This is a genomic window from Yimella sp. cx-51 (assembly GCF_017654605.1).
Lineage (GTDB): Bacteria > Actinomycetota > Actinomycetes > Actinomycetales > Dermatophilaceae > Yimella.
Map to the genome: position 1 here is coordinate 2,001,542 of NZ_CP072113.1, position 20,158 is coordinate 2,021,699.

Below are 20,158 nucleotides of genomic sequence, written 5' to 3' on the forward strand. Positions count from 1 at the left end.
CACATGCCGGCCGAATGGGGGCCGCAGGATCGCATCTGGATGGCGTTCCCGAGCGCGGGCTACACGCTCGGCGACACCGAGGAGGAGGCCGACGCCGCCCGCCGCACCTGGGCGCAGGTCGCCAATGCGATCGCCGGCTTCGAGCCGGTGCATATGCTCGCCACTGCCGACGATCTGGCGATTGCGCGAGAACTGTCGGACGACAAGGTGATTCTGTACGAGGCGGAGCTGGACGACGCGTGGATGCGCGACATCGGCCCCACCTTCGTGCTGGACGAGGCCGGGGAGTTGGCGGCGGTCAACTGGGTCTTCAACGGCTGGGGTGCGCAGTCGTGGGCCACCTGGGAGAAGGACGCCCAGATCGCGCGATGGGTGGCGCAGGAAGCCGACGTCAAGGTGATCGATTCCCCGATCGTCAATGAGGGCGGCGGCATTCACGTCGACGGTGAGGGCACGGTGCTGCTCACCGAGACGGTCCAGTTGGACGAGGGTCGCAACCCGGGAGCCACCAAGGCCGACATCGAGGCCGAGATGGCCCGCTGCCTCGGAGCGACCACCGCGATCTGGTTGCCGCGAGGGCTGACCCGTGACTATGACGACTTCGGCACCCGAGGACATGTCGACATCGTCGCTACATTCACCGAACCCGGCGTGGTGCTGGTGCACGACCAGGAGAACCCCGAGCATCCCGACCACGAGGTCAGTCGCGAACTCATCACCCTGCTCGAGGCGGCGACGGACGCCCGCGGTCGCCGACTGAAGGTGGTGCGAATCCCAGCTCCCGCAACGCTTGTCGACGACGAGGGCCCTGTCGACTACAGCTATGTCAACCACCTCGTCGTCAACGGCGGCGTGATCGCGTGCACCTTCGGGGACGCCCACGACGAACGCGCCTTGGAGGTACTGCGCAGCGTCTACCCCGGCCGCGAGGTCGTCGGCGTCGACGCCCGCGAGATCTTCGCCCGCGGCGGCGGCATCCACTGCATCACGCAACAGCAGCCGGCGGTTCAACCCAACTAGGACGATCGTGCAACTACGTTGAACTCATGACTTCTCATGACGGTCGACGAGTGCTCATCACCGGCGCCGCGCGGGGAATCGGCGCAGCTTTGGCGCGGCGGCTGGCTTCCCAGGGTGCGCGAGTGGCCCTGACCGGGCTAGAACCCGAGCTCCTGGAAGCCGCCGCGTCTCACTGTCCGGGTGCGATCTGGCGCGAACTCGATGTCACCGATGCCGCTGCGGTCGGGGCCACGATCGATGACATCGCCACCATGTGGGGTGGGCTGGACGTCGTGGTGGCCAACGCCGGCATCGCCGGCCAACTGCCTATGGACGGCGGTGACCCGGAGGTGATGCGGGCGCACCTGGAGGTGAACGTCGTCGGCTGTTACAACACGCTGCGTGCGGCAGCGCCGCACGTCAGCCACCCACACGGATATGCCCTGGCGACCGCCTCACTGGCTGCAGCGGTGCACGCCCCGCTGATGGGCGCCTACTCCGCCTCCAAGGCAGCCGTTGAAGCCATCGGCAACACCTTGCGGATCGAACTGGCCCCGACCGGCGCGAAGGTAGGCGTGGCCTACTTCGCCGAGATCGACACCGACATGACCTCCCGCGGCTTCGGCACCGAAGCCGCGCAGATGCTCACCGGCGGCGGCACCATCCTCGGCGTGGCACCGCTGAGCAGCGCCATCGATGCCATCGACCGCGGCATCGCCCGGCGCTCGCGGCGCATCTGTGCACCACGCTGGATCGCACCGATCCTGCCGGCCCGAATGCTGGCGCAACGAGTGATGGAACTGCGCGGCTTCCCGCAACTCTCCCTCGCGCTGCAGGTCGCCCGCGAAGAGCAGGTCGATCTGACCACCCTTCAGCCGCAACGGCTTTCGTCATGAGCGCACGCATCACGCCCGGATCACTCAGGCAGCTCGGCCTTCCCGCGTTTGCGATGAGCCGCATCGCCGGCAAGGTCACGGGCACCACCCCGCCTGCCATCTTCACCACACTCGGCCACGCCAAGGGGCTGTACTGGGGATGGCTGCACTTCGCCGCCCGCCTCATGCCGTTCGGATCTCTTCCACGGCGCGAGAGCGAGCTGGTGATCCTGCGGGTGGCGCACCGGCGCGGCAGCGCCTACGAGTGGGCCCACCACGTGCGGCTGGGCGAGCGCGTTGGCGTCACCCAGCGCGACCTCGAGGCATTGCAGGACGACACCTCCCACCACTGGTCAGCTCGGGAAGCCACCCTGCTGGCATCGGCCGATGCCCTGCTCACGGGACGCGATCTGGACGACTCCCAGTGGGAGCGTCTTTCATCGACACTGACCGAACGCGAGTGCGTCGAGTTCCTGCTGTTGGTGGGCCACTACGACATGCTCGCCACCACCTTGCACACCTTGCGGGTGAGCCCGGACGCCCCGGCCTCGGTGCACTGGCCCGGCCAGGCCGAGACCGACGCGCAAGCCATCCGTTCCTCCCGAGGCTGAGATCGCCCGTCCGCCCGAGGTTGTCGGTCCTGCGTGCGATGCTGAGTAGCGATGACCACCCCGATCACTGAGCGCTTCTCCCCTGCCACCCGTGCGTGGTTCGAGGGGTCGTTCAGCGCGCCGACGACCGCCCAAGAAGGCGCTTGGGAGGCGATCAGCTCGGGCCAGCACACCGTCGTCGTCGCACCCACGGGTTCGGGCAAGACCTTGTCGGCATTCCTGTGGGCGATCGATCGCATGACCTCGACGCCTCCGCCGGAAGATCCGATGGAGCGCTGCCGGGTGCTCTACATCTCGCCGATGAAGGCGCTCGCGGTCGACGTCGAACGCAACCTGCGCGCTCCACTGGTCGGCATCGGTCACGCTGCCGCACGACTCGGTCTACCGCCGTTGGACGTGTCGGTGTCGGTGCGATCCGGTGACACCGCGGCGGCCGACCGTCGCGCCTTCGCCCGCAAACCCACCGACATCCTGATCACCACGCCCGAGTCGCTCTTCCTGCTGCTCACCTCGGCGGCCCGTGAGGCACTGCGCGGTGTCGAGACCGTGATCATCGACGAGGTGCACGCGGTCGCCGGCAGCAAACGCGGCGCGCACCTGGGGGTCTCGCTCGATCGGCTCGATGCCCTGCTGCCCAAGCCCGCTCAACGCATCGGGCTCTCGGCCACGGTGCGCCCGGTCGAGGAGGTCGGCCGCTACCTGAGCGGTGGGCGTCCGGTGACGATCGTCCAGCCGCCCTCGCAGAAGCAGTGGGATCTCGAAGTCGTGGTGCCGGTGCCCGATCTCGCCGATCTCGGCAGTGCGCCCACCGACCTGACCGGCCCCAGCTCCGACGATCCGGCCCGAGCGGCATCGGTGTGGCCACACGTGGAGGAACGCATCGTCGACCTCATCGCCGGGCACCGCTCGACGCTCGTCTTCGCAAACTCCCGACGCCTGGCCGAGCGCCTGACCGCCCGCCTCAATGAGATTTGGTCAGAGCGACTCGAAGAAGCAGAAGACCCCCGGGCAGATTCCCGCTCGCCTGCCCAGGTGATGGCCCAGGCGGGCATCAGTCACGGTGCCGCGCCGATCCTGGCCCGCGCCCACCACGGCTCGGTGAGCAAAGAGCAACGGGGCGAGATCGAGGATGCCCTCAAAGCCGGTCGGTTGCCTGCGGTCGTCGCCACGTCCTCCCTCGAACTCGGCATAGACATGGGTGCGGTCGACCTCGTCGTGCAGGTCGAATCACCACCGAGCGTCGCCAGCGGCCTGCAGCGCGTCGGCCGCGCCGGCCACCAAGTGGGTGCCGTCTCACACGGCGTGCTCTTCCCGAAGTACCGCGGCGACCTCGTGCAGACCGCGGTGGTCGTCGAGGGCATGCGCGCCGGCACCATCGAACAGCTGCGCATCCCCGCCAACCCGCTCGACGTGCTCGCCCAGCAGATCGTTGCAATGTGCGCGATGGACGACTGGAGCGTCGACGATCTCGAACACCTCGTGCGCCGCTCGGCCTCCTTCGCAGCGCTCCCCCGCACTGCGCTCGAGGCCGTCCTCGACATGCTCGCCGGTCGCTACCCGAGCACCGATTTCAGCGAACTGCGCCCGCGCATCGTCTGGGATCGCGCCACCGACACCCTCAGTGCGCGGCGAGGTGCTCAGCAACTCGCGGTGATCAGCGGTGGCACCATTCCTGATCGAGGCCTCTACGGCGTCTTCCTCGCCTCCGGCGAAGGGCCCGGCCGCCGGGTCGGCGAACTCGATGAGGAGATGGTCTACGAGTCGCGAGTCGGCGACGTCTTCACACTCGGCACCAGCAGCTGGCGCATCGAGGACATCACCCACGACCAGGTGCTGGTCACTCCCGCGCCCGGCCAACCCGGAAAGCTGCCCTTCTGGCGTGGCGACTCCCTCGGTCGCCCCCTCGAACTCGGCCAAGCCGTCGGGCGCTTCATCCGCGACGTCAGCGGTCTACCCGACGAGCAGGCGCGCGAGCGCGTCGCAGCTGCCGGCCTCGACACCTGGGCCACCGACAACCTGCTGACCTACGTCCGCGAGCAGCAGGAAGCCACCGGTCATCTGCCGTCCGACAAAACCGTTGTCGTCGAACGCTTCCGGGACGAGCTCGGCGACTGGCGGGTGGTCATCCACTCCCCCTTCGGCGCACCCGTGCACGCTCCCTGGGCGCTGTGCATCGCGGCCCGGATGCGGGAGCGGTACGGCGTGGAAGTGCAGGCGATGCACGCCGACGACGGCATCGTCCTCCGCCTGCTCGACATGGACCTTGAAGAAGGCATGTCGCCCACCGACGATCTCAGCGCGCTGCTGGTGCTCGACCCCGACGAAGTGGCGGCCATGGTCACCGCTCAGATCGGTGGATCGCCACTGTTCGCATCACGCTTCCGTGAGTGTGCGGCGCGGGCCCTGTTGCTGCCGCGGCGCCATCCCGGCAAACGACAGGCGTTGTGGCAGCAACGGCAGCGCTCGGCGCAGCTGCTCGAGGTGGCCAGTCAGTACCCGTCCTTCCCGATCGTGCTGGAAGCCGTGCGCGAGTGCGTCCAGGACGTCTTCGACGTTCCGGGCCTCACGACGCTCATGCGCGAGATCCAGTCGCGCGAGGTGCGTACCGTCACGGTCGACACCCCCACCGCGTCCCCGTTCGCCAAGAGTCTGCTGTTCGGCTACATCGCGCAATTCCTCTACGAGGGCGATTCCCCACTGGCCGAGCGCCGCGCCGCCGCGCTGGCACTCGATCCTTCGTTGCTGGCCGACCTGCTGGGGCACGGCGAAGGTGCGGCGCTGCGCGATCTGCTCGATGCCGAGGTCGTCACGAGCACAACCGATGACCTGCAACGGCTTTCACCCAACCGACGGGCACGCCACAGCGATGACATCGCCGACCTGCTGCGATCGCTCGGGCCCCTCAGCCGACATGAGATCCGCCGGCGCACCATCGAAGAACTCGCAGATGACGACCTCGACGGCAGCCTCGGCGAACTGGTCGAGGCTCGCCGCATCATCCGGTTGCGATGGAGCGATGTCGATCGCTTCGCCGCCATCGAGGACGCCGCACATCTGCGCGATGCACTCGGTGTCGCGTTGCCGCCCGGGGTGCCCGCCGCCTTCCTCGAACCCGTCGAGGATCCACTCTCCGACCTGGTGGCCCGGTATGCCCGCACCCACGGACCCTTCACCGCCACCGAGGTCGCGCAGGCCTTCGGGGTCGGACGCGCCGTGGCACTTGACGTGCTGCGCCGTCTCGTGGCCCGCGGACGCCTGGTCGAAGGTGAACTTCGCCCGCTCGGTCAGAGCGACGGCGGCGTCGACTACTGCGACGCAGAGGTGCTGCGCGTCCTCAAACGCCGATCGCTTGCTGCCCTGCGGTCAGAGGTCGAACCGGTCGCAGCGCCCGACTTCGCCGGGTTCCTCCCTTCGTGGCAGGGAATCGGCGCCGGCCAGCGCGGCACCGACGGCGTGTTGCGCGCAGTGGAACAGCTGGCGGGCGCCCGGGTGCCTGCCTCGGCGTTGGAGTCGCTCATCCTCCCCGCGCGGGTGGAGCGTTACACCCCCTCGATGCTCGACGAACTCATGTCGAGCGGTGAAGTGATCTGGCAGGGCAACGCCAGCTCGCCGGGCAACGACGGCTGGATCAGCCTGCACCTGGCCGACCAATGGGATGCCACGCTCGCCCCGCCGGACGACACCACCCTCACCGAACTGCAGGAGCATGTGCTCGCTGCGACCGACGGCGGCGGCGCCCATCTGTTCGGAGCAATTCAGAGCTCGGTCGGCGCCTCCGAAACCGATGCAGCACAAGCGATCTGGGATCTCGTGTGGGCCGGACGCCTCACCGGCGACACCCTCGCACCCGTCCGAGCGCTCCTCGGCGGCGGACGCACTGCACATCGCAGTCGCACGCCTGGTCCTCGACGTTCACGCTACGGGCGCAGCGCCGCTCTGCGCACCGCACTGGCCGGGCCGGCGTCGGCGATCCGCCCAGTCACCGCGCCGACGATGGTCGGACGCTGGTGGCAGCTACCCTCGCTCGACGGCGTCGACCCCACTCAGCGGTCGCTGGCAACGGCCGAGGTGCTGCTCGATCGGTACGGGGTCGTCACGCGTGGCAGCGTCGTCGCCGAAGACATCCGCGGCGGTTTCGCCGGGGTCTACCGGGTGCTCGCCGCAGCCGAAGAACGCGGACGGGTGCGGCGCGGCTACTTCGTCGAGGGGTTGGGTGCAGCGCAGTTCGCGGGCTCTGGCGCGATCGATCGACTGCGCGCGCGCCCTCCCGCGCAACCCGCTCCACGCAATCCGTGGGACACCACCCCTGCCGCAACGCCGATCGACAACGCGCTGGTGCTGGCTGCGACCGACCCGGCCAATGCCTACGGTGCAGCACTGCCGTGGCCCCAGCGGGAGGGCGACAACGGCCACAAACCAGGCCGCAAGTCGGGATCGCTGGTCGCAATCGTGCGCGGCGAACTGATCGCCTATATCGAGCGCGGCGGCCGTTCGGTACTCACCTGGAACGATTCGCCCGAATACGCCGAGGCCGCGGCTCGTGCCCTCGCGCACATCGTCCGCAGCGGACAGTTGGCCGACCTGACGGTGCACACGATCGACGGCGTCGGCGCTCTGAGTTCCGAGCATCCGTTGGCAGCTGCGTTGCAGAGCAACGGTTTTCACACCACGCCCAAGGGTCTGCGACTGCGCCGATGAAGGCCGGTCATGCCTGAGGGTGATGCTGTCTGGCGGGCAGCCGGACGCCTCGACCGCGCCCTGCGCGGCAAAGAACTTGTGGGCGTTGACCTGCGGTGGGGACGCATGCCGGAGGTCGAACTACGCGGCCGGACGACGCTTGAAGTGGTGCCGCGCGGCAAGCACATCCTGCACCGCATCGAGGGCGGCTGGACGCTGCATTCACACCTTCGGATGGACGGCACGTGGCGCGTCGTTCCAACCGATGCCGTCACTCCACGCGTGGCGCGCGAGACGACCATCCGGGCGATCGTTGCGTCCGAGGCATCAGCCGGCATCGGGCGCAAGCTCGGCATGCTCGACCTGCTGCGCACCGAGCTCGAACACACGCTGGTCGGGCACCTCGGCCCTGACCTACTAGGGGCTGATTGGAATGCTGCCGAAGCGATGCGGCGACTGTGCGAAACTCCTGATCGGGAGATCGGCGCGGCCCTGCTCGACCAACGAAATCTTGCGGGCCTGGGCACCATGTGGACGGCCGAAGCCCTCTGGGAACAACACCTCAACCCCTGGCAGCTCTTGGGCGATGTCGGCCAGGACCAACTGGCGGCGGTGATGACTTCGTCGCATCGATTGCTGGCCGCGGCGATCACAACTGATGAACCGGTCATCCAGGTCTTCGGGCGCCGCGGGTGGCCGTGCGGCAGATGCGGCACGCGCATCCGGACGGCGCCGATCGGCGAGGCACCGCAGCAGCGCGACCTGTCGTTCTGCCCCGGCTGCCAGCGCGCTCCGGCCTGACCAGCGTCCGGCGGAGGGGGCTCGGCGTGGTGCGGTGTCAGGCCGCGGAGACGACCGCGCGATGTGCCGCGATCGGCAGCGGTACTGGCACTGCGATGCCTTCGGCGTCGGCGATACGTTGCGACACCAGCGAGAGGGTCTGCGACAACGGCAGGTCGAGTGCCTCACAGATGGAGGCGAGCAGTTCGGAGGATGCTTCCTTTTCGCCTCGCTCGACCTCGCTCAGATAGCCGAGCGACACCTTGGCGTCGGCGGAAACCTCACGCAACGTGCGACCCTGCTGGAGCCGCTTCTCGCGCAGCACGTCCCCGAGCTCGTGGCGAAGCAAGATCAAGGGCCTCTCCTGACTGCTGGACGACTGACGGACACGCGCTAGTCGGACGCGACATCCCCAACACTAACCGTCGACACCGACGACCGCGCGGCAATACCGATCCGGTGTCGACCTGCGGGACAACACGACGCCGCATCCACTCATTCCCACGAGGCGGCAAACAGCTCGTCGAGCAACTCCACGATTACGGCGTGCATCGTCGCCCGCCTGATCCGGTCGCGGTCACCGTCCAGCTGCAGTTGTCTGGAGCGCACACCGGATGCAGCAGCGACCGCGATGAACACTCGTCCCACCGGCGCATCACCTTGCGGGTCAGGACCGGCGACACCGGTGGTCGCCACCCCGTAGGTAGCGCCGAAGACCCGGCGCGCACCGACTGCCATCTGCTCTGCCACTTCGGCCTGCACTGGTCCACCCTCGGCGAGCAACTCCTCGTCCACGCCGAGCACCGCCATCTTGGTGTCGGTGGCGTAGGTGACCGCCCCGCCGCGCAGCACCGCACTGGCTCCGGGCACCGAAGCGATCGTCGCGGCCACGAGTCCGGCGGTGAGTGATTCGGCGGTCGCCACTGTCTCTTCGCGGCGCGTGAGTTCGGCGACCAGCCGCACTTCAGTGGGCAGCATCACCGGTTGCCGGACGACGGCGCAAAGCCAGCGCCCGGAAGACGTAGTCGATTCCGGTGGCCACCGTGATCACCAGTGCGGCCGCCATGACCACCCAGGCGATCACGACGAAGGCCCCGCCGTAGGGCAACACGAAGAGCCCGATCGCAATCGCTTGCAGGAACGTCTTCAACTTGCCGCCGCGGCTGGCCGGGAGCACGCCGTGGCGAATCACCCACAGTCGCAACAGAGTCACGCCGATCTCGCGCACAAGAATGACGATGGTCACCCACCACGGCAATCGGTCGATGAGCGAGAGCCCGACCAGCGCCATGCCCATGAGCGCCTTGTCGGCGATGGGGTCCATCATCTTGCCGAAGTCGGTCACCAGGCCGCGTGAGCGAGCCAGGTCACCGTCGATGCGATCGGTGACCGAGGCGATGAAGAAGATCGCGAAGGCGACGAGGCGCATCGTGTCGTCGTTGCCGCCGTCCAGCAGCAGGAACCACCCGAAGAAGGGCACCAGGCCGATGCGGGCCATCGTCAGCACATTGGCGATGTTCCAGTTGCTGACGTCCTGACTGGGCACGTCGGCCGGGTCGGGTCGAAGCTCGGGAGCGTGGATGCGGATCGGGGTGCCGTCGGCCGAGCGCCGCACCCGCCCTGGCTCGGACCGGCGCGGGTCGGTCATGACGTGGGCTCCGCGACCCAGTCGATGCCGATCGTGTCGATCACCCGGGCGGTGACGAGGTCGCCGATCTTCGGAAGAGCATCGGCCTCCGGCCAGTTGAGCACCGTCTCGCCGTCGACGTCCGGGCCCTGTTGGCCGGCGCGTCCGCGGATCTCGACCTCACCGGTCTCCTCGTCCTCGACCTGCTCGATGAGCACCTCGACGGTTTCGCCGATGCGCTCGGCGGCGCGCTGGTGGTTGAGCTCCTCGACGAGCGCGCGGATGTGCTCGACCCGGTCGTCGACCTCGTCCTGGGGCAGTTTGGCGCCGTAGGTTTCGGCTTCAGTGCCGTCCTCGTCGGAGTAACCGAAAACCCCGGTGACATCGAGCCGGGCCTGGGTGAGGAAGTCGGCCAGCACCGCGACGTCGTCCTCGGTCTCACCGGGGAAACCGACGATGACATTGGAGCGCACGCCGGCCTGCGGGGAGCGGCTACGCACCTGCTCAAGCAGACCGAGGAAGGATTCGGAGTCACCGAAACGGCGCATGCGGCGCAGGAGCGGCCCGCTGGCGTGCTGGAAGGAGATGTCGAAGTAGGGCACGACGCCAGGGGTGTTGGTCATGACGTCGAGCAGATCGGGGCGAATCTCGGCCGGCTGCAGGTAGGAGACGCGAACCCGCGAAATACCTTCGACCGCAACGAGTTCGGGCAGCATCGTGTCGAGCAGACGGAGATCGCCGAGGTCTTTGCCGTACGAGGTGGAGTTCTCGCTCACCAGGAAGAGCTCGCGCACGTCGTGCTGACCGAGCCAGCGGGCCTCGGCCAGGACATCGGACGGGCGGCGGGAGACGAATGCGCCACGGAACATCGGGATCGCGCAGAACGCACAGCGGCGGTCACACCCACTGGCGATCTTCAGCGGTGCCCACGGACGGCCGTCGAGTCGCGCACGGATCACTCGCGGCGCGGCGACCGGCGATTCCACAGACACGTCGGACGGCTCGCTGATGTCGCCGTGCCCAGGGGTGGCCACACTGCTGCCCTGCCGATCGACCGGCGACAGCGGAAGCAGCTTGCGACGGTCACCGGGGACGTGCGAGGCCACCTTCTCCCCGGCCAGGATCGCGGTGAGATGCGATGACATGTCCTGGTAGCTGTCGAACCCCAGGACGGCATCGGCTTCGGGCAGTTGGTCGGCCAGTTGCTGGCCGTACCGCTCGGCGAGGCAGCCCACCGCGACGACGGCCTGCGTGCGACCGGAATCCTTGAGGTCGTTGGCCTCGAGGAGGGCGTCGATCGAGTCTTTCTTGGCCTGCTCGACGAAGCCGCACGTGTTGATGACGGCCACATCGGCGGCCGCCGCGTCGTCGACGAGGGTCCAGCCCTGCGCCGACAGGCGTCCGGCGAGTTCTTCGGAGTCGACCTCGTTGCGAGCGCATCCGAGGGTCACCACGGCCACGCTGCGAGAACTCATGACGATCACTCTAGTTGCCTGCTGCGACACCACCCGAACACCGTTGCGGGGAGCGTCGTGATTCGATGGCTGGTATGTCGACGACCACTGAACGAATCGCCGAATTGCTGCGCACCCATCCCCTGATCGACGGGCACAACGACCTGCCGTGGCGGGCACGGGCCGACGTCGGATACGACTTCGACCAGCTCGACATCGCCACCGAGCTCGGCGCCCGCAGCCACACCGACATCCCGCGCCTGCGGCGGGGCGGCGTCGGTGCGCAGTTCTGGTCGGTCTTCGTGCCCTCCAACCTGCCGGAGGGCAAGGCCGTCACCGCCACGCTCGAGCAGATCGATGCCGTGCACCAGATGGTCGCGAGGTACAGCGACGACTTCGGCCTGGCCCGCACCGCGGACGAGGTCGAGCGGGTGTTCGCCTCCGGACGCATCGCCTCGCTCCTGGGCGCCGAGGGCGGCCAGTCGATCGACAGCTCACTGGCGTCGCTGCGCATGCTCTACGTGCTCGGGGTGCGCTACATGACCCTCACGCACAACGACAACAACCCGTGGGCCGACTCCGCCACCGACGTGCCGGTGCACAACGGGCTGTCCGACTTCGGCGTCGAGGTCGTACGCGAGATGAACCGCATCGGCATGATGGTCGACCTCTCGCACGTGTCAGCCGACACCATGCGCGATGCCCTGGCAGCAAGCACCGCACCGGTGATCTTCTCCCACTCCAGCGCCTACGCGGTCTGCTCCAGCCCGCGCAACGCACCGGACGACGTGCTGGAGACGCTGCGCGCGAACAACGGCATCATCATGACCACCTTCGTGCCCGACTTCGTGTCGCAGGCCTGCGCTGACTGGCGCGCCGAGTCGCGCGAGGCGGCACTCGCCGCCGGGGTCGACCCCAAAGACCACATCACCTTCACCGCCTTCAACATCGAGCGGGCAAAGAGCACTCCGAAGCCGGTGGCCACGCTCGCGGATGTCGTCGCGCACTACGTCCACCTGCGCGAAGCGGTCGGCATCGACCACATCGGGGTCGGTGGCGACTACGACGGCGTCGACGCCCTCCCGCAGGGTTTGGAGGACGTCTCCACCTATCCCGCTCTGTTCGCCGAACTCGCCGAACTGGGTTGGAGCGATGAGGATCTGGCGAAGGTGGCCGGCGGAAACATCCTGCGTGTCATGCGTGAAGTCGAGGCCGTCGCTGCGCAGGAACAGCAGACGCGTCCGCCGTCGTTGGCGACCATCGATCCTGTCGAGAAGTGACGGACTGAACGAGCCTCAGTTGACCCGGCGGCCGGGGCGCACAAGGGCTGCAACGAATCCGGCGATCCAGCCGAACACCAAGGCCCAGAGCGCTCCCTGGGCGATCGCGCCGTTGACCATTTCGGCGCGGATCGACGACGCCTCCACGAACAGCACCGCAGTTGCTGCGAGCACGCCACCGATGAAGCTGGCACCCCACGTGGCCAGCAGGACCAGCCCTCGGGACGCCGACCACTTGGCGCCGACGGTGGCCAGCAGCACCAGCAGTCCGACGACGATGCCCACCACCGCGGCCGCGATGGCAATATCGGTCGTGCGCGAGGCGTACTGCGGGGCGGTGCCCGAAAGGTTGGTGGTGCGCCACGCGAGACTCGCCCATGCATCGGACGGCGGGTCGATGAGGTTGGCGACGAACGAACTTCCCAAGGCCACCAGAGCGCTCACGATCGCGGCCGTGGCTGCTGTCGGGAAGGCTGAATACCGGCGCAGTACACCAGGCCCGGCGATGGGACCGGTCGGCACCGGCTCCTGGCCGACCCGATAAGGCTGCCCCGCTCCCGGACGGTGCTGGGAATAGCCGCCCTGGGAAGGGGCAGCCGCATAGGAATTCGGACGATCCGCACCGCTGGCCGCGCCCTGCGAAGAGCTCGGCTGACTCGTGGAGCGCTGGAACTCGTCCGTGCGATCGGCACCGACATGTCCGTACGCTGCGGTGGGCATCTCGCTGGTGCGATCGCGATCATCGCTCCACGCGCGCACGTTGCGCGGTTGGTCGCTCATGGTGAGCCTTCCGTCGAGGTTGCCGCTGATCCTGCTCCTGCGAGCCTACGCATCATCGGCACCGCCGTTGGTCGCGACGATCCTCAGCTTCGACCGTTCTCGGTGAGATCCCACGCGTCCTCGCCGGAGCTCTCCTCGACCGGGAGGTCCTGGTCGTAGGCACCATCGCCCGGCACCTCGTCACCCCGCAGGCGGGCGAGGGTGTCAGGCAGGTCGTCCGGCTTGACCAGCACGTCGCGTGCCTTGGAGCCCTCCGAGGGCCCGACGATGCCGCGCGACTCCATGAGGTCCATGAGGCGTCCGGCCTTGGCGAATCCGACGCGCAGCTTGCGCTGGAGCATCGAGGTGGAGCCGAACTGGCTGTTGATGACGAGTTCGGCGGCCTGCAGCAGCAGGTCGAGGTCGTCGCCGATGTCCTCGTCGATCTCCTTCTTGGGCACTGTGACCGCGACGTCGTCGCGATAGTTGGGCTTGACCTGCGACTTGATCGACTCGACGACCTGCTTGACCTCGGACTCACTGACCCAGGCGCCCTGCACACGCATCGGCTTGCTGGCACCCATCGGCAGAAACAACGCGTCTCCCTGTCCGATGAGCTTCTCGGCGCCAGGCTGGTCGAGCACGACGCGCGAGTCCGACAGCGAGGAGGTGGCAAAGGCCAGACGCGAGGGCACGTTGGCCTTGATCAGACCGGTGACGACGTCGACCGACGGACGCTGGGTGGCGAGTACGAGGTGGATGCCGGCGGCGCGCGCCAGCTGGGTGATGCGGACGATCGATTCCTCGACGTCGCGCGGAGCGACCATCATCAGGTCGGCCAACTCGTCAACCACCACCAACAGGTAGGGATAGGGCTGGAGCTGGCGCTCCGAACCGGGCGGCACCTGCACCTTGCCGGCACGAACCGCCTTGTTGAAGTCGTCCACGTGCTTGTAGCCGAAGGCGGCGAGGTCGTCGTAGCGGGTGTCCATCTCGCGCACCACCCACTGCAGCGCCTCGGCTGCCTTCTTGGGGTTGGTGATGATCGGCGTGATGAGGTGCGGAATGCCTTCGTAGGCAGTGAGTTCGACGCGCTTGGGGTCGACCAGCACCATGCGCACCTCGTCGGGGGTGGCGCGCATCATGATCGAGGTGATCATCGAGTTGACGAAACTCGACTTACCGGCGCCCGTCGCACCGGCGACGAGGGTGTGCGGCATCTTGGCGAGGTTGGCGATGACATAACCGCCCTCAACGTCCTTGCCGACGCCCATGACCATCGGGTGGTCGTTGCCGCGAGCCGCCTGGCTGCGCAGCACGTCGCCGAGGCTGACCGTTTCGCGGTCGGTGTTCGGGATCTCGATACCGATCGCCGACTTGCCGGGGATCGGGCTGAGGATGCGCACATCGGCGGACGCGACGGCGTAGGCGATGTTCTTCGACAGCGCCGTGACCTTCTCCACCTTGGTGCCCGAACCGAGCTCGACCTCGTAACGGGTGACGGTCGGACCGCGGGTGAACCCGGTGACCTGGGCGTCGATGTCGAACTGCTCGAAGACTCCCCCGAGCGCGTCGACCACGCGGTCGTTGGCCGCAGACCGGGTCTTGTGCGGCGGGCCGGGCTGCAACAAGTCGCTGGAGGGCAGGGTGTAGGTGACATCGCCGGCCAGCAGGAGTTGCTCGGTGCGCTGCGGGAGCGGCGTGGTTGGCGGCGCTTCGAGCTTGGCCGGCGGTGCGCCCGGCAGCTGAGCCGCCTTGACGGGCGAGTCGCCCTTGGCCCTGGGCTCGACGGTGTGCCTGCCACCGGTCTCGTCGGACGAGGGACGCGCGCCCGGGTCCAGTTGCTCGGCGGCCTCGCTCGCCCTCTCGTCTTGGACGGCCGGCTTCGCACGGCTGCCGCGGCCCTTGCTCGGCACCACGACCGCGGCTTGCTCGAAGGCTTCGTCGCCGTCAAGCAGTTCGCCGTTCTCGTCGCGGCGTTGGCGACGACTGCGCGGCTTGCGGCGTCCGCCGTCGATCTGTTCGCCGTGCAGGTCGAGAGCGACGGCGTCGACCGGACCATCGGTGCCGTCTTCTTCCAGCAACCGGCCGTAGAAGAGGCGATCGAGCACGTGCCGCACGCGGTCACCGATCTGGTGCACCGGTGTCGCGGTGATGACGAGCAGGCTGAAAAGTGCCAGCAGAGCCAGCAACGGCACTGCACCCCAGGTGGTCACTGCGGCGACGGTGGGGCTGGAGGCGAGGAAGCCGATCATCCCGCCGGCAGCTTCGAGGCCCTCGCGCGGCTGGGTGGGCGGCAGGCCCTTGGCGATGCTGGTGAGACCACAGATCGCGAACGACAGCAGGGCCAGGCCGATGCTGATGCGATTGGTGGCGTGGTGCCCCTTCGGGGTGCGCAGGATGTGCGCGCCGAGTGCGAGCAGCACCACCGGCAGGGCCAGCGCAATGAGACCGAACGTGCCAGCAGCGATCGTGTGGACAACGGTGCCGAAGATCCCTCCGACGCCCCACCATTCGACCGCCGCAATGACGATCGCAGCGGCGATCAACGTGAAGCCGACTCCGTCGCGACGAAGTTCGGGCTCGAGTTCGCGGGCGCTGGAGCCGACCCGACGGGCCGTGCCACCGGCAACATGTGCGACCCCCATCCACGTGCCACGTAGAGCGCGCACCGGTAACGGCGAGCCGCCTCCGCTGCGAGCAGGCTGCTTGCCCTTGGCGCTGGCGGCCTGCTTACGCGCCGGTGGACGGCTCGCGGTGGTCTTCGCAGCAGGACGGGATCGCCCACTACTGGAGCGGGCGGAGGGCTTGGATGCGGTCTGACGGGTGGCCACCGGCGCAGCCTATCCGCTTGTCACACCAGTCACAGGGACCACACGCCGTGGAGATTCAACAAATAGGGCCTTACCCGCGGAAGCGGAACCAAGATTATCGACCGCCGCCAATAGTGGCGGAAATCAGCACACTGTGGCTACGGACGGCTGACCAGATGTCGCCCTGGACGTAGCGGCAGGTTCCGTCCGGGTAGACCGTGGACGTATCGCTGAGGTTGACTCCGCAACCAGTGTAGTTCGTCCTATTCCAAGATGCGTACTTCACTGTCGGATAGCAGACTGGACTTCGCTTTTACTGACGAAGTAGTGAGGAAGATTCTGTACGGTGGCGGATCCGTATCTGCGCGGCACCTTCCAATTCAAGCTGCCAACCGTGCTCCCGCCGTTGTAAGAAGTAGCGACGCTCACGGTCACCTCGGGTGTGATCTGCGCGGAGAGCGATGAAGCCGAGTCATCCCACTGCAACGCAATGGACCCGCAATAGCAAGAGTTCGCGGCCGTGGTGGGGACGGTCTTAAACCATACCTTCACCGTCAGCGTTTTTTGATCCGTGCTCTGCTGTATATCACTGCCGAACCATGTTCCGGAACTAATAGTGGGCTCGGGACCGGCTGGTCAAAGGTGAACGTGTACAAGTAATAGTTTCTAGTGATACTTCCGGTCGCGAACGGCGTCGAATCCCGGCACATACCCAATGAAACCTGCATGCGCTGCGCATTAACGCCTCCGGCGCCATAGAAGATCTCGCAGATATTCCCGTAAAGACTTGGCGGCGGCGGGGTCGAGCCCGCGAGGACGGGGGCCGATGCTCCAACCGCCAACACGGGCGCAGCCCAAGCAGCACCCTTCGCCACTGAGCGTCGGGAGACATTCGTCGGTGCAGCCATCGGGGTACCGCAGCCCTTCCTTGGATCATTCAGGCGAATCAGGGCCACCCCTGGCGATGACCCGCGAGAAGCGGAGACCATCCTGTGGGTGCGTTGAGTTGAACAGGCGTTCAGACGAAGTGATTTTCATCTCGCCTCACCTTGCAAACCCGGCCAGCAGTCGCGAATCATGTTGCCACACAGCTATGTTGCGAGCGCCCAGGCCTGCGCCTGCGCGGCTGTCGGGTCGCTGCAACTTGCGTGCCAGCTCCTATATCTCACCATTCAAGACAGCAACTCTCCGCTCTCGGGCCATTCCGAACTGCGAGCGATTTGATTCCGACGCTTGCTCCCTCGGACATCCCTGTGGCAAGGTCAACGCAGGTCAAGAGTCTCAGCGACAAGCCCCGGCTTGCTGAGCGGCAACCCTCCACCGCGGTGGGGTGCTCCGGGTGACGACCAGGCTGATCCGCTCAAGCGGTTCGGCAAGCGCGGATCGCCGAGCGGTCGCCTGGATGAGGTGGCTTCGTCGTCGGTCCCTGACCGACACGGAGTGTGAAGCATGTCTGTTGCCGACGTCCCGACCATCCCCGCGCCGAGTGCGCGCCGGCTGCACCTGGTGCCCGCCGACCTACGTCGCCCTTCCCCTTCCGTCAACGCCGGCCTACCGGTCACCGTCCGGGAGAACCTCGGCGTCCCGACGGTTCACCGGACGGTCGTCGACCTGGCCGATTTCGACCACGGCGCCACCACGCCAGCCCTGCGTAGCGTGCAGGAAACCGTCGAGGCGGTGCACCGCACGTACGGATCGGTGCACCGCGGCGCCGGGCGGACCAGCCGGCTGACCACTGCGTGGTTCGAGCAGGCCCGCACCGAGGTCGGCGAATTCGTGGGCGCCGGGGCCGACGACGAGGTGGTCTTCACCCGCAACACCACCGATGCCCTCAATCTGCTGGCGCACTGCCTCCCGGCTGATGCATCGGTGATTGCCTGGAACTCTGCCCACCACGCGGCGCTGCTCCCATGGCCGGCCGAGCGCACCCAGACGCTGCGGGTGCCACGCAGCGCGGACGACGCGGTCATCCTGCTCACCCGGGCCCTTTCGCAGACCCCGTCCGGCAACACCCTCGTCGTCCTCACCGGCGCCTGCAATGTGACCGGCGAGGTCTGGCCGATCGAGGAGCTCGCTTCGGTCGCAAGGCAATTCGGCGCGCGAACCGTGCTCGACGCCGCCCAGCTCGCCCCTCACCGCGGCGTCAACCTCCAGCAGCTCGGCGTCGACTGGGTCGCTTTCTCCGGCCACAAGGCCTACGCGCCCTACGGCGCCGGAGCCTTGGTGGGACGCTCCGACTGGCTGGACGCCGCTCCCCCGTACCTGCCCGCCGGGGGCGCCACGCGAATCGTCGGGGCGCAGGACGTCGACTGGAATGTCGGACCGGCGCGCCACGAGGGCGGCACTCCGAACGCAGTCGGCGCCATCGCACTGGCCTCCGCCTGCTCTGCACTGCGACGCCACCGCGCGACCATCGAGGCGACGGAGCACGCCCTCTACTCCCGCTTGCGTGAGGGTCTGGCCGGGATCGACGGCGTGAACATCGTCCAGGTGCTCGGAGCCGACCGCCCCAACGTCGGCGTGGTGAGCTTCACCGTCGACGGCGTCGATCCGTCGCTGGTGTCACAGGTGCTCGCTGACGAATACGGCATCGCGGTGCGCGACGGGAAGTTCTGCGCCCACCGCCTGTGCGACGAGGTCGTCGGCGGCAGCGCGATCCGAGCTTCGCTCGGCCTGGCGACGGCTCCACACCACGTCGACCGACTGGTGTCCGGCGTGCGCAAACTCGTCGAGCAAGGCCCGACCCTGCGCTACTACCGAGCAGCGGACGGCACGTGGGTGGCCGAGGGCGACCCTCGTGACCTCACCGAGCCCCGTCCCTGGTGACTTTGACTGCACCTGTAAGTAAATGGCTTCATTTTCATCATCTGAAGCTATGATCTTCATATGGGCCGGTCTGAAGCTCCCCCAGCCGCTGTGGTGGCGGCGCTGATCGCCGACGTCATCGGTTCGCGCAATACGCCCGATCGCCGCACCTTGCACGATCGACTCGTCGCTGTGCTGGACGACCACAACAAGACCACCGAGCTCGTCTCACCGCTGCGCCTGCAGGTCGGCGATGAGTTCCAAGGCAGCTACCCGACCGTAGGGGCAGCGCTCGATGCAGCGCTGCGCCTGCGGTTGCTGTTGTTGCCGGAAGCCGAACTCCGGTTCGGCATCGGGTGGGGCGCCGCCGAGATACTCGACCCGGAGCAAGGCATCCAGGACGGGCCGGGATGGTGGGCGGCGCGGGAGGCGATCGAGGCGACGGCTGCAGCCGAACGAGTGGCGGCCACCTCGCTGGTACGGACGTCGTACCGCTGCGCACCCGATGTTGTCGGACCCGACGTGCATGCTGTTAATGCAGCGTTGCTCACCCGAGACCATCTGTTGGGCACGCTCGACCAACGATCGCAGCGCATCCTGGAGGCACTCATGAACGGCGACACCAAGACAACGATCGCCGAGCGTGAAGGCATCAGCGCGTCGGCGGTCTCGCAGCGCGCCAAGGCCGGTGTCGATCTGCTGCTCCTGGCCGGCGACGAACTGGCGAAGATCACATGAGCGCGCTCGCCGCCTTCCTCATCGCGATCGGCGTGGCCGATCTCGTCCGCACCATTGCCCGCCCGCGAGCACTCCCTCCCATCGCGGCAGTGCTGGCAGTTGCTGCTGTTGCCGTGCTCGCCGCCCATGACTCCCCCGGCGCGGGCGTCATGATGTTGCTCGCGGCCGCTGGTGCCGTCACCTGGCTCCTGCTCAACCAGCGTCCGGACGGCGAAGTGCTCGCCCTGGCGGTCTTCGGCGTCACAACGCTGGTGCTCTTCGCCGGTGGTGGATGGGCCGGTCGTGCAGACGGCCTGCTCGGCGACTGGATGCGGGGCAGTCCGTTCCCGGCTGTGACACGAGCCGACCCCGACCATCTACTGCTGGCCTTCGGTCTGGTGCTCGTGCAACTGGCCACCGGCAACACCATCGTCCGGCTCGTGCTCGGCGCCATCGGTGCGATCAAACCCGGCCCGGCCCCGCAGGCCTCGGACGAACTACGCGGCGGACGCCTGCTCGGCCCGATGGAGCGACTGTTCATCCTCGGCCTGGGCATGGCCGGGCAGGTGACCGCCGCGAGCTTGGTGATCGCGGCCAAAGGTCTGATCCGCTTTCCGGAGTTGCAGGCCAAACGCAACGAGCGTGAGTCGGTGACCGGCGTCGGCATCGACGAAATCACCGAGTACTTCCTCGTCGGCAGCTTCGTCAGCTGGCTGGTGGCGCTGAGCGGATTGGCGGCCTATTCGCTGGTGTGAGCGTGC

The 20,158-nt window shown here is 67.7% G+C and carries 15 protein-coding genes and 1 riboswitch; of the genes, 9 read left to right on the plus strand and 6 right to left on the minus strand.

What is annotated here, in order from left to right:
- The first annotated feature begins 3 nt into the window (after positions 1-3).
- The 5 genes from J5M86_RS09540 to J5M86_RS09560 are packed head-to-tail and all read left to right on the plus strand — an operon-like array spanning position 4 to position 7,963.
- Positions 4-1,020 carry an agmatine/peptidylarginine deiminase gene (locus tag J5M86_RS09540; protein ID WP_188060657.1) on the plus strand — a complete coding sequence of 339 codons (1,017 nt, stop codon included), beginning with the start codon at positions 4-6 and terminating at the stop codon, positions 1,018-1,020.
- 26 nt (positions 1,021-1,046) lie between these two features.
- Positions 1,047-1,895, plus strand: a complete 849-nt coding sequence (locus J5M86_RS09545) for an SDR family NAD(P)-dependent oxidoreductase (RefSeq protein WP_188060562.1) — start codon at positions 1,047-1,049, stop codon at positions 1,893-1,895.
- On the plus strand, positions 1,892-2,485 hold the full coding sequence (locus J5M86_RS09550; protein ID WP_188060561.1) for a carboxymuconolactone decarboxylase family protein: 594 nt from the start codon (positions 1,892-1,894) through the stop codon (positions 2,483-2,485). Before J5M86_RS09545 ends, J5M86_RS09550 begins: the two co-directional genes overlap by 4 nt.
- 51 nt (positions 2,486-2,536) lie before the next feature.
- Positions 2,537-7,183 carry an ATP-dependent helicase gene (locus tag J5M86_RS09555; protein WP_188060560.1) on the plus strand — a complete coding sequence of 1,549 codons (4,647 nt, stop codon included), beginning with the start codon at positions 2,537-2,539 and terminating at the stop codon, positions 7,181-7,183.
- Between the two features lie 9 nt (positions 7,184-7,192).
- Entirely contained in the window at positions 7,193-7,963 is a 771-nt protein-coding gene (locus tag J5M86_RS09560; protein ID WP_188060559.1) for a DNA-formamidopyrimidine glycosylase family protein, read from the plus strand.
- Between the two features lie 37 nt (positions 7,964-8,000).
- On the opposite strand, the gene J5M86_RS09565 is transcribed toward J5M86_RS09560, so the two are convergent.
- From J5M86_RS09565 to rimO, 4 genes are all read right to left on the minus strand, one after another.
- Positions 8,001-8,297: a helix-turn-helix domain-containing protein gene (locus J5M86_RS09565; protein WP_188060558.1), complete on the minus strand. Its 297-nt coding sequence runs from the start codon at positions 8,295-8,297 to the stop codon at positions 8,001-8,003.
- Positions 8,298-8,437: 140 nt separating this feature from the next.
- A complete protein-coding gene (locus J5M86_RS09570; RefSeq protein ID WP_188060557.1) occupies positions 8,438-8,920 on the minus strand; it encodes a CinA family protein in 483 nt (160 codons plus the stop codon).
- Positions 8,907-9,590 (minus strand): CDP-diacylglycerol--glycerol-3-phosphate 3-phosphatidyltransferase, encoded by a 684-nt coding sequence (gene pgsA / locus J5M86_RS09575; RefSeq protein WP_188060556.1) that lies wholly within the window; start codon positions 9,588-9,590, stop codon positions 8,907-8,909. Before pgsA ends, J5M86_RS09570 begins: the two co-directional genes overlap by 14 nt.
- Complete coding sequence (gene rimO, locus J5M86_RS09580) at positions 9,587-11,044, minus strand: 30S ribosomal protein S12 methylthiotransferase RimO (RefSeq protein ID WP_188060555.1); 1,458 nt, start codon at positions 11,042-11,044, stop codon at positions 9,587-9,589. Before rimO ends, pgsA begins: the two co-directional genes overlap by 4 nt.
- A 74-nt stretch (positions 11,045-11,118) precedes the next feature.
- On the opposite strand from rimO, the gene J5M86_RS09585 reads away from it, so the two are divergent.
- A complete protein-coding gene (locus J5M86_RS09585; protein WP_188060554.1) occupies positions 11,119-12,303 on the plus strand; it encodes a dipeptidase in 1,185 nt (394 codons plus the stop codon).
- Positions 12,304-12,318: 15 nt separating this feature from the next.
- Here the strand turns inward: J5M86_RS09585 and J5M86_RS09590 are convergent, their stop codons facing one another.
- Both J5M86_RS09590 and J5M86_RS09595 read right to left on the minus strand, forming a co-directional pair.
- Positions 12,319-13,083 carry a hypothetical protein gene (locus tag J5M86_RS09590; protein WP_188060553.1) on the minus strand — a complete coding sequence of 255 codons (765 nt, stop codon included), beginning with the start codon at positions 13,081-13,083 and terminating at the stop codon, positions 12,319-12,321.
- An 83-nt stretch (positions 13,084-13,166) separates the two neighbouring features.
- A complete protein-coding gene (locus J5M86_RS09595; protein WP_370587336.1) occupies positions 13,167-15,896 on the minus strand; it encodes a DNA translocase FtsK in 2,730 nt (909 codons plus the stop codon).
- A 1,249-nt stretch (positions 15,897-17,145) separates the two neighbouring features.
- Positions 17,146-17,260, plus strand: a riboswitch (SAM riboswitch).
- A 64-nt stretch (positions 17,261-17,324) separates the two neighbouring features.
- On the opposite strand from J5M86_RS09595, the gene J5M86_RS09600 reads away from it, so the two are divergent.
- Genes J5M86_RS09600 through J5M86_RS09610 form a run of 3 tightly spaced genes read left to right on the plus strand, consistent with a single transcriptional unit; the run spans position 17,325 to position 20,152 of the window.
- Positions 17,325-18,701: an aminotransferase class V-fold PLP-dependent enzyme gene (locus J5M86_RS09600; protein WP_188060552.1), complete on the plus strand. Its 1,377-nt coding sequence runs from the start codon at positions 17,325-17,327 to the stop codon at positions 18,699-18,701.
- 60 nt (positions 18,702-18,761) lie between these two features.
- Positions 18,762-19,418 carry a SatD family protein gene (locus tag J5M86_RS09605; protein WP_188060551.1) on the plus strand — a complete coding sequence of 219 codons (657 nt, stop codon included), beginning with the start codon at positions 18,762-18,764 and terminating at the stop codon, positions 19,416-19,418.
- Complete coding sequence (locus J5M86_RS09610) at positions 19,415-20,152, plus strand: hypothetical protein (protein WP_188060550.1); 738 nt, start codon at positions 19,415-19,417, stop codon at positions 20,150-20,152. Before J5M86_RS09605 ends, J5M86_RS09610 begins: the two co-directional genes overlap by 4 nt.
- Positions 20,153-20,158 lie beyond the last annotated feature (6 nt).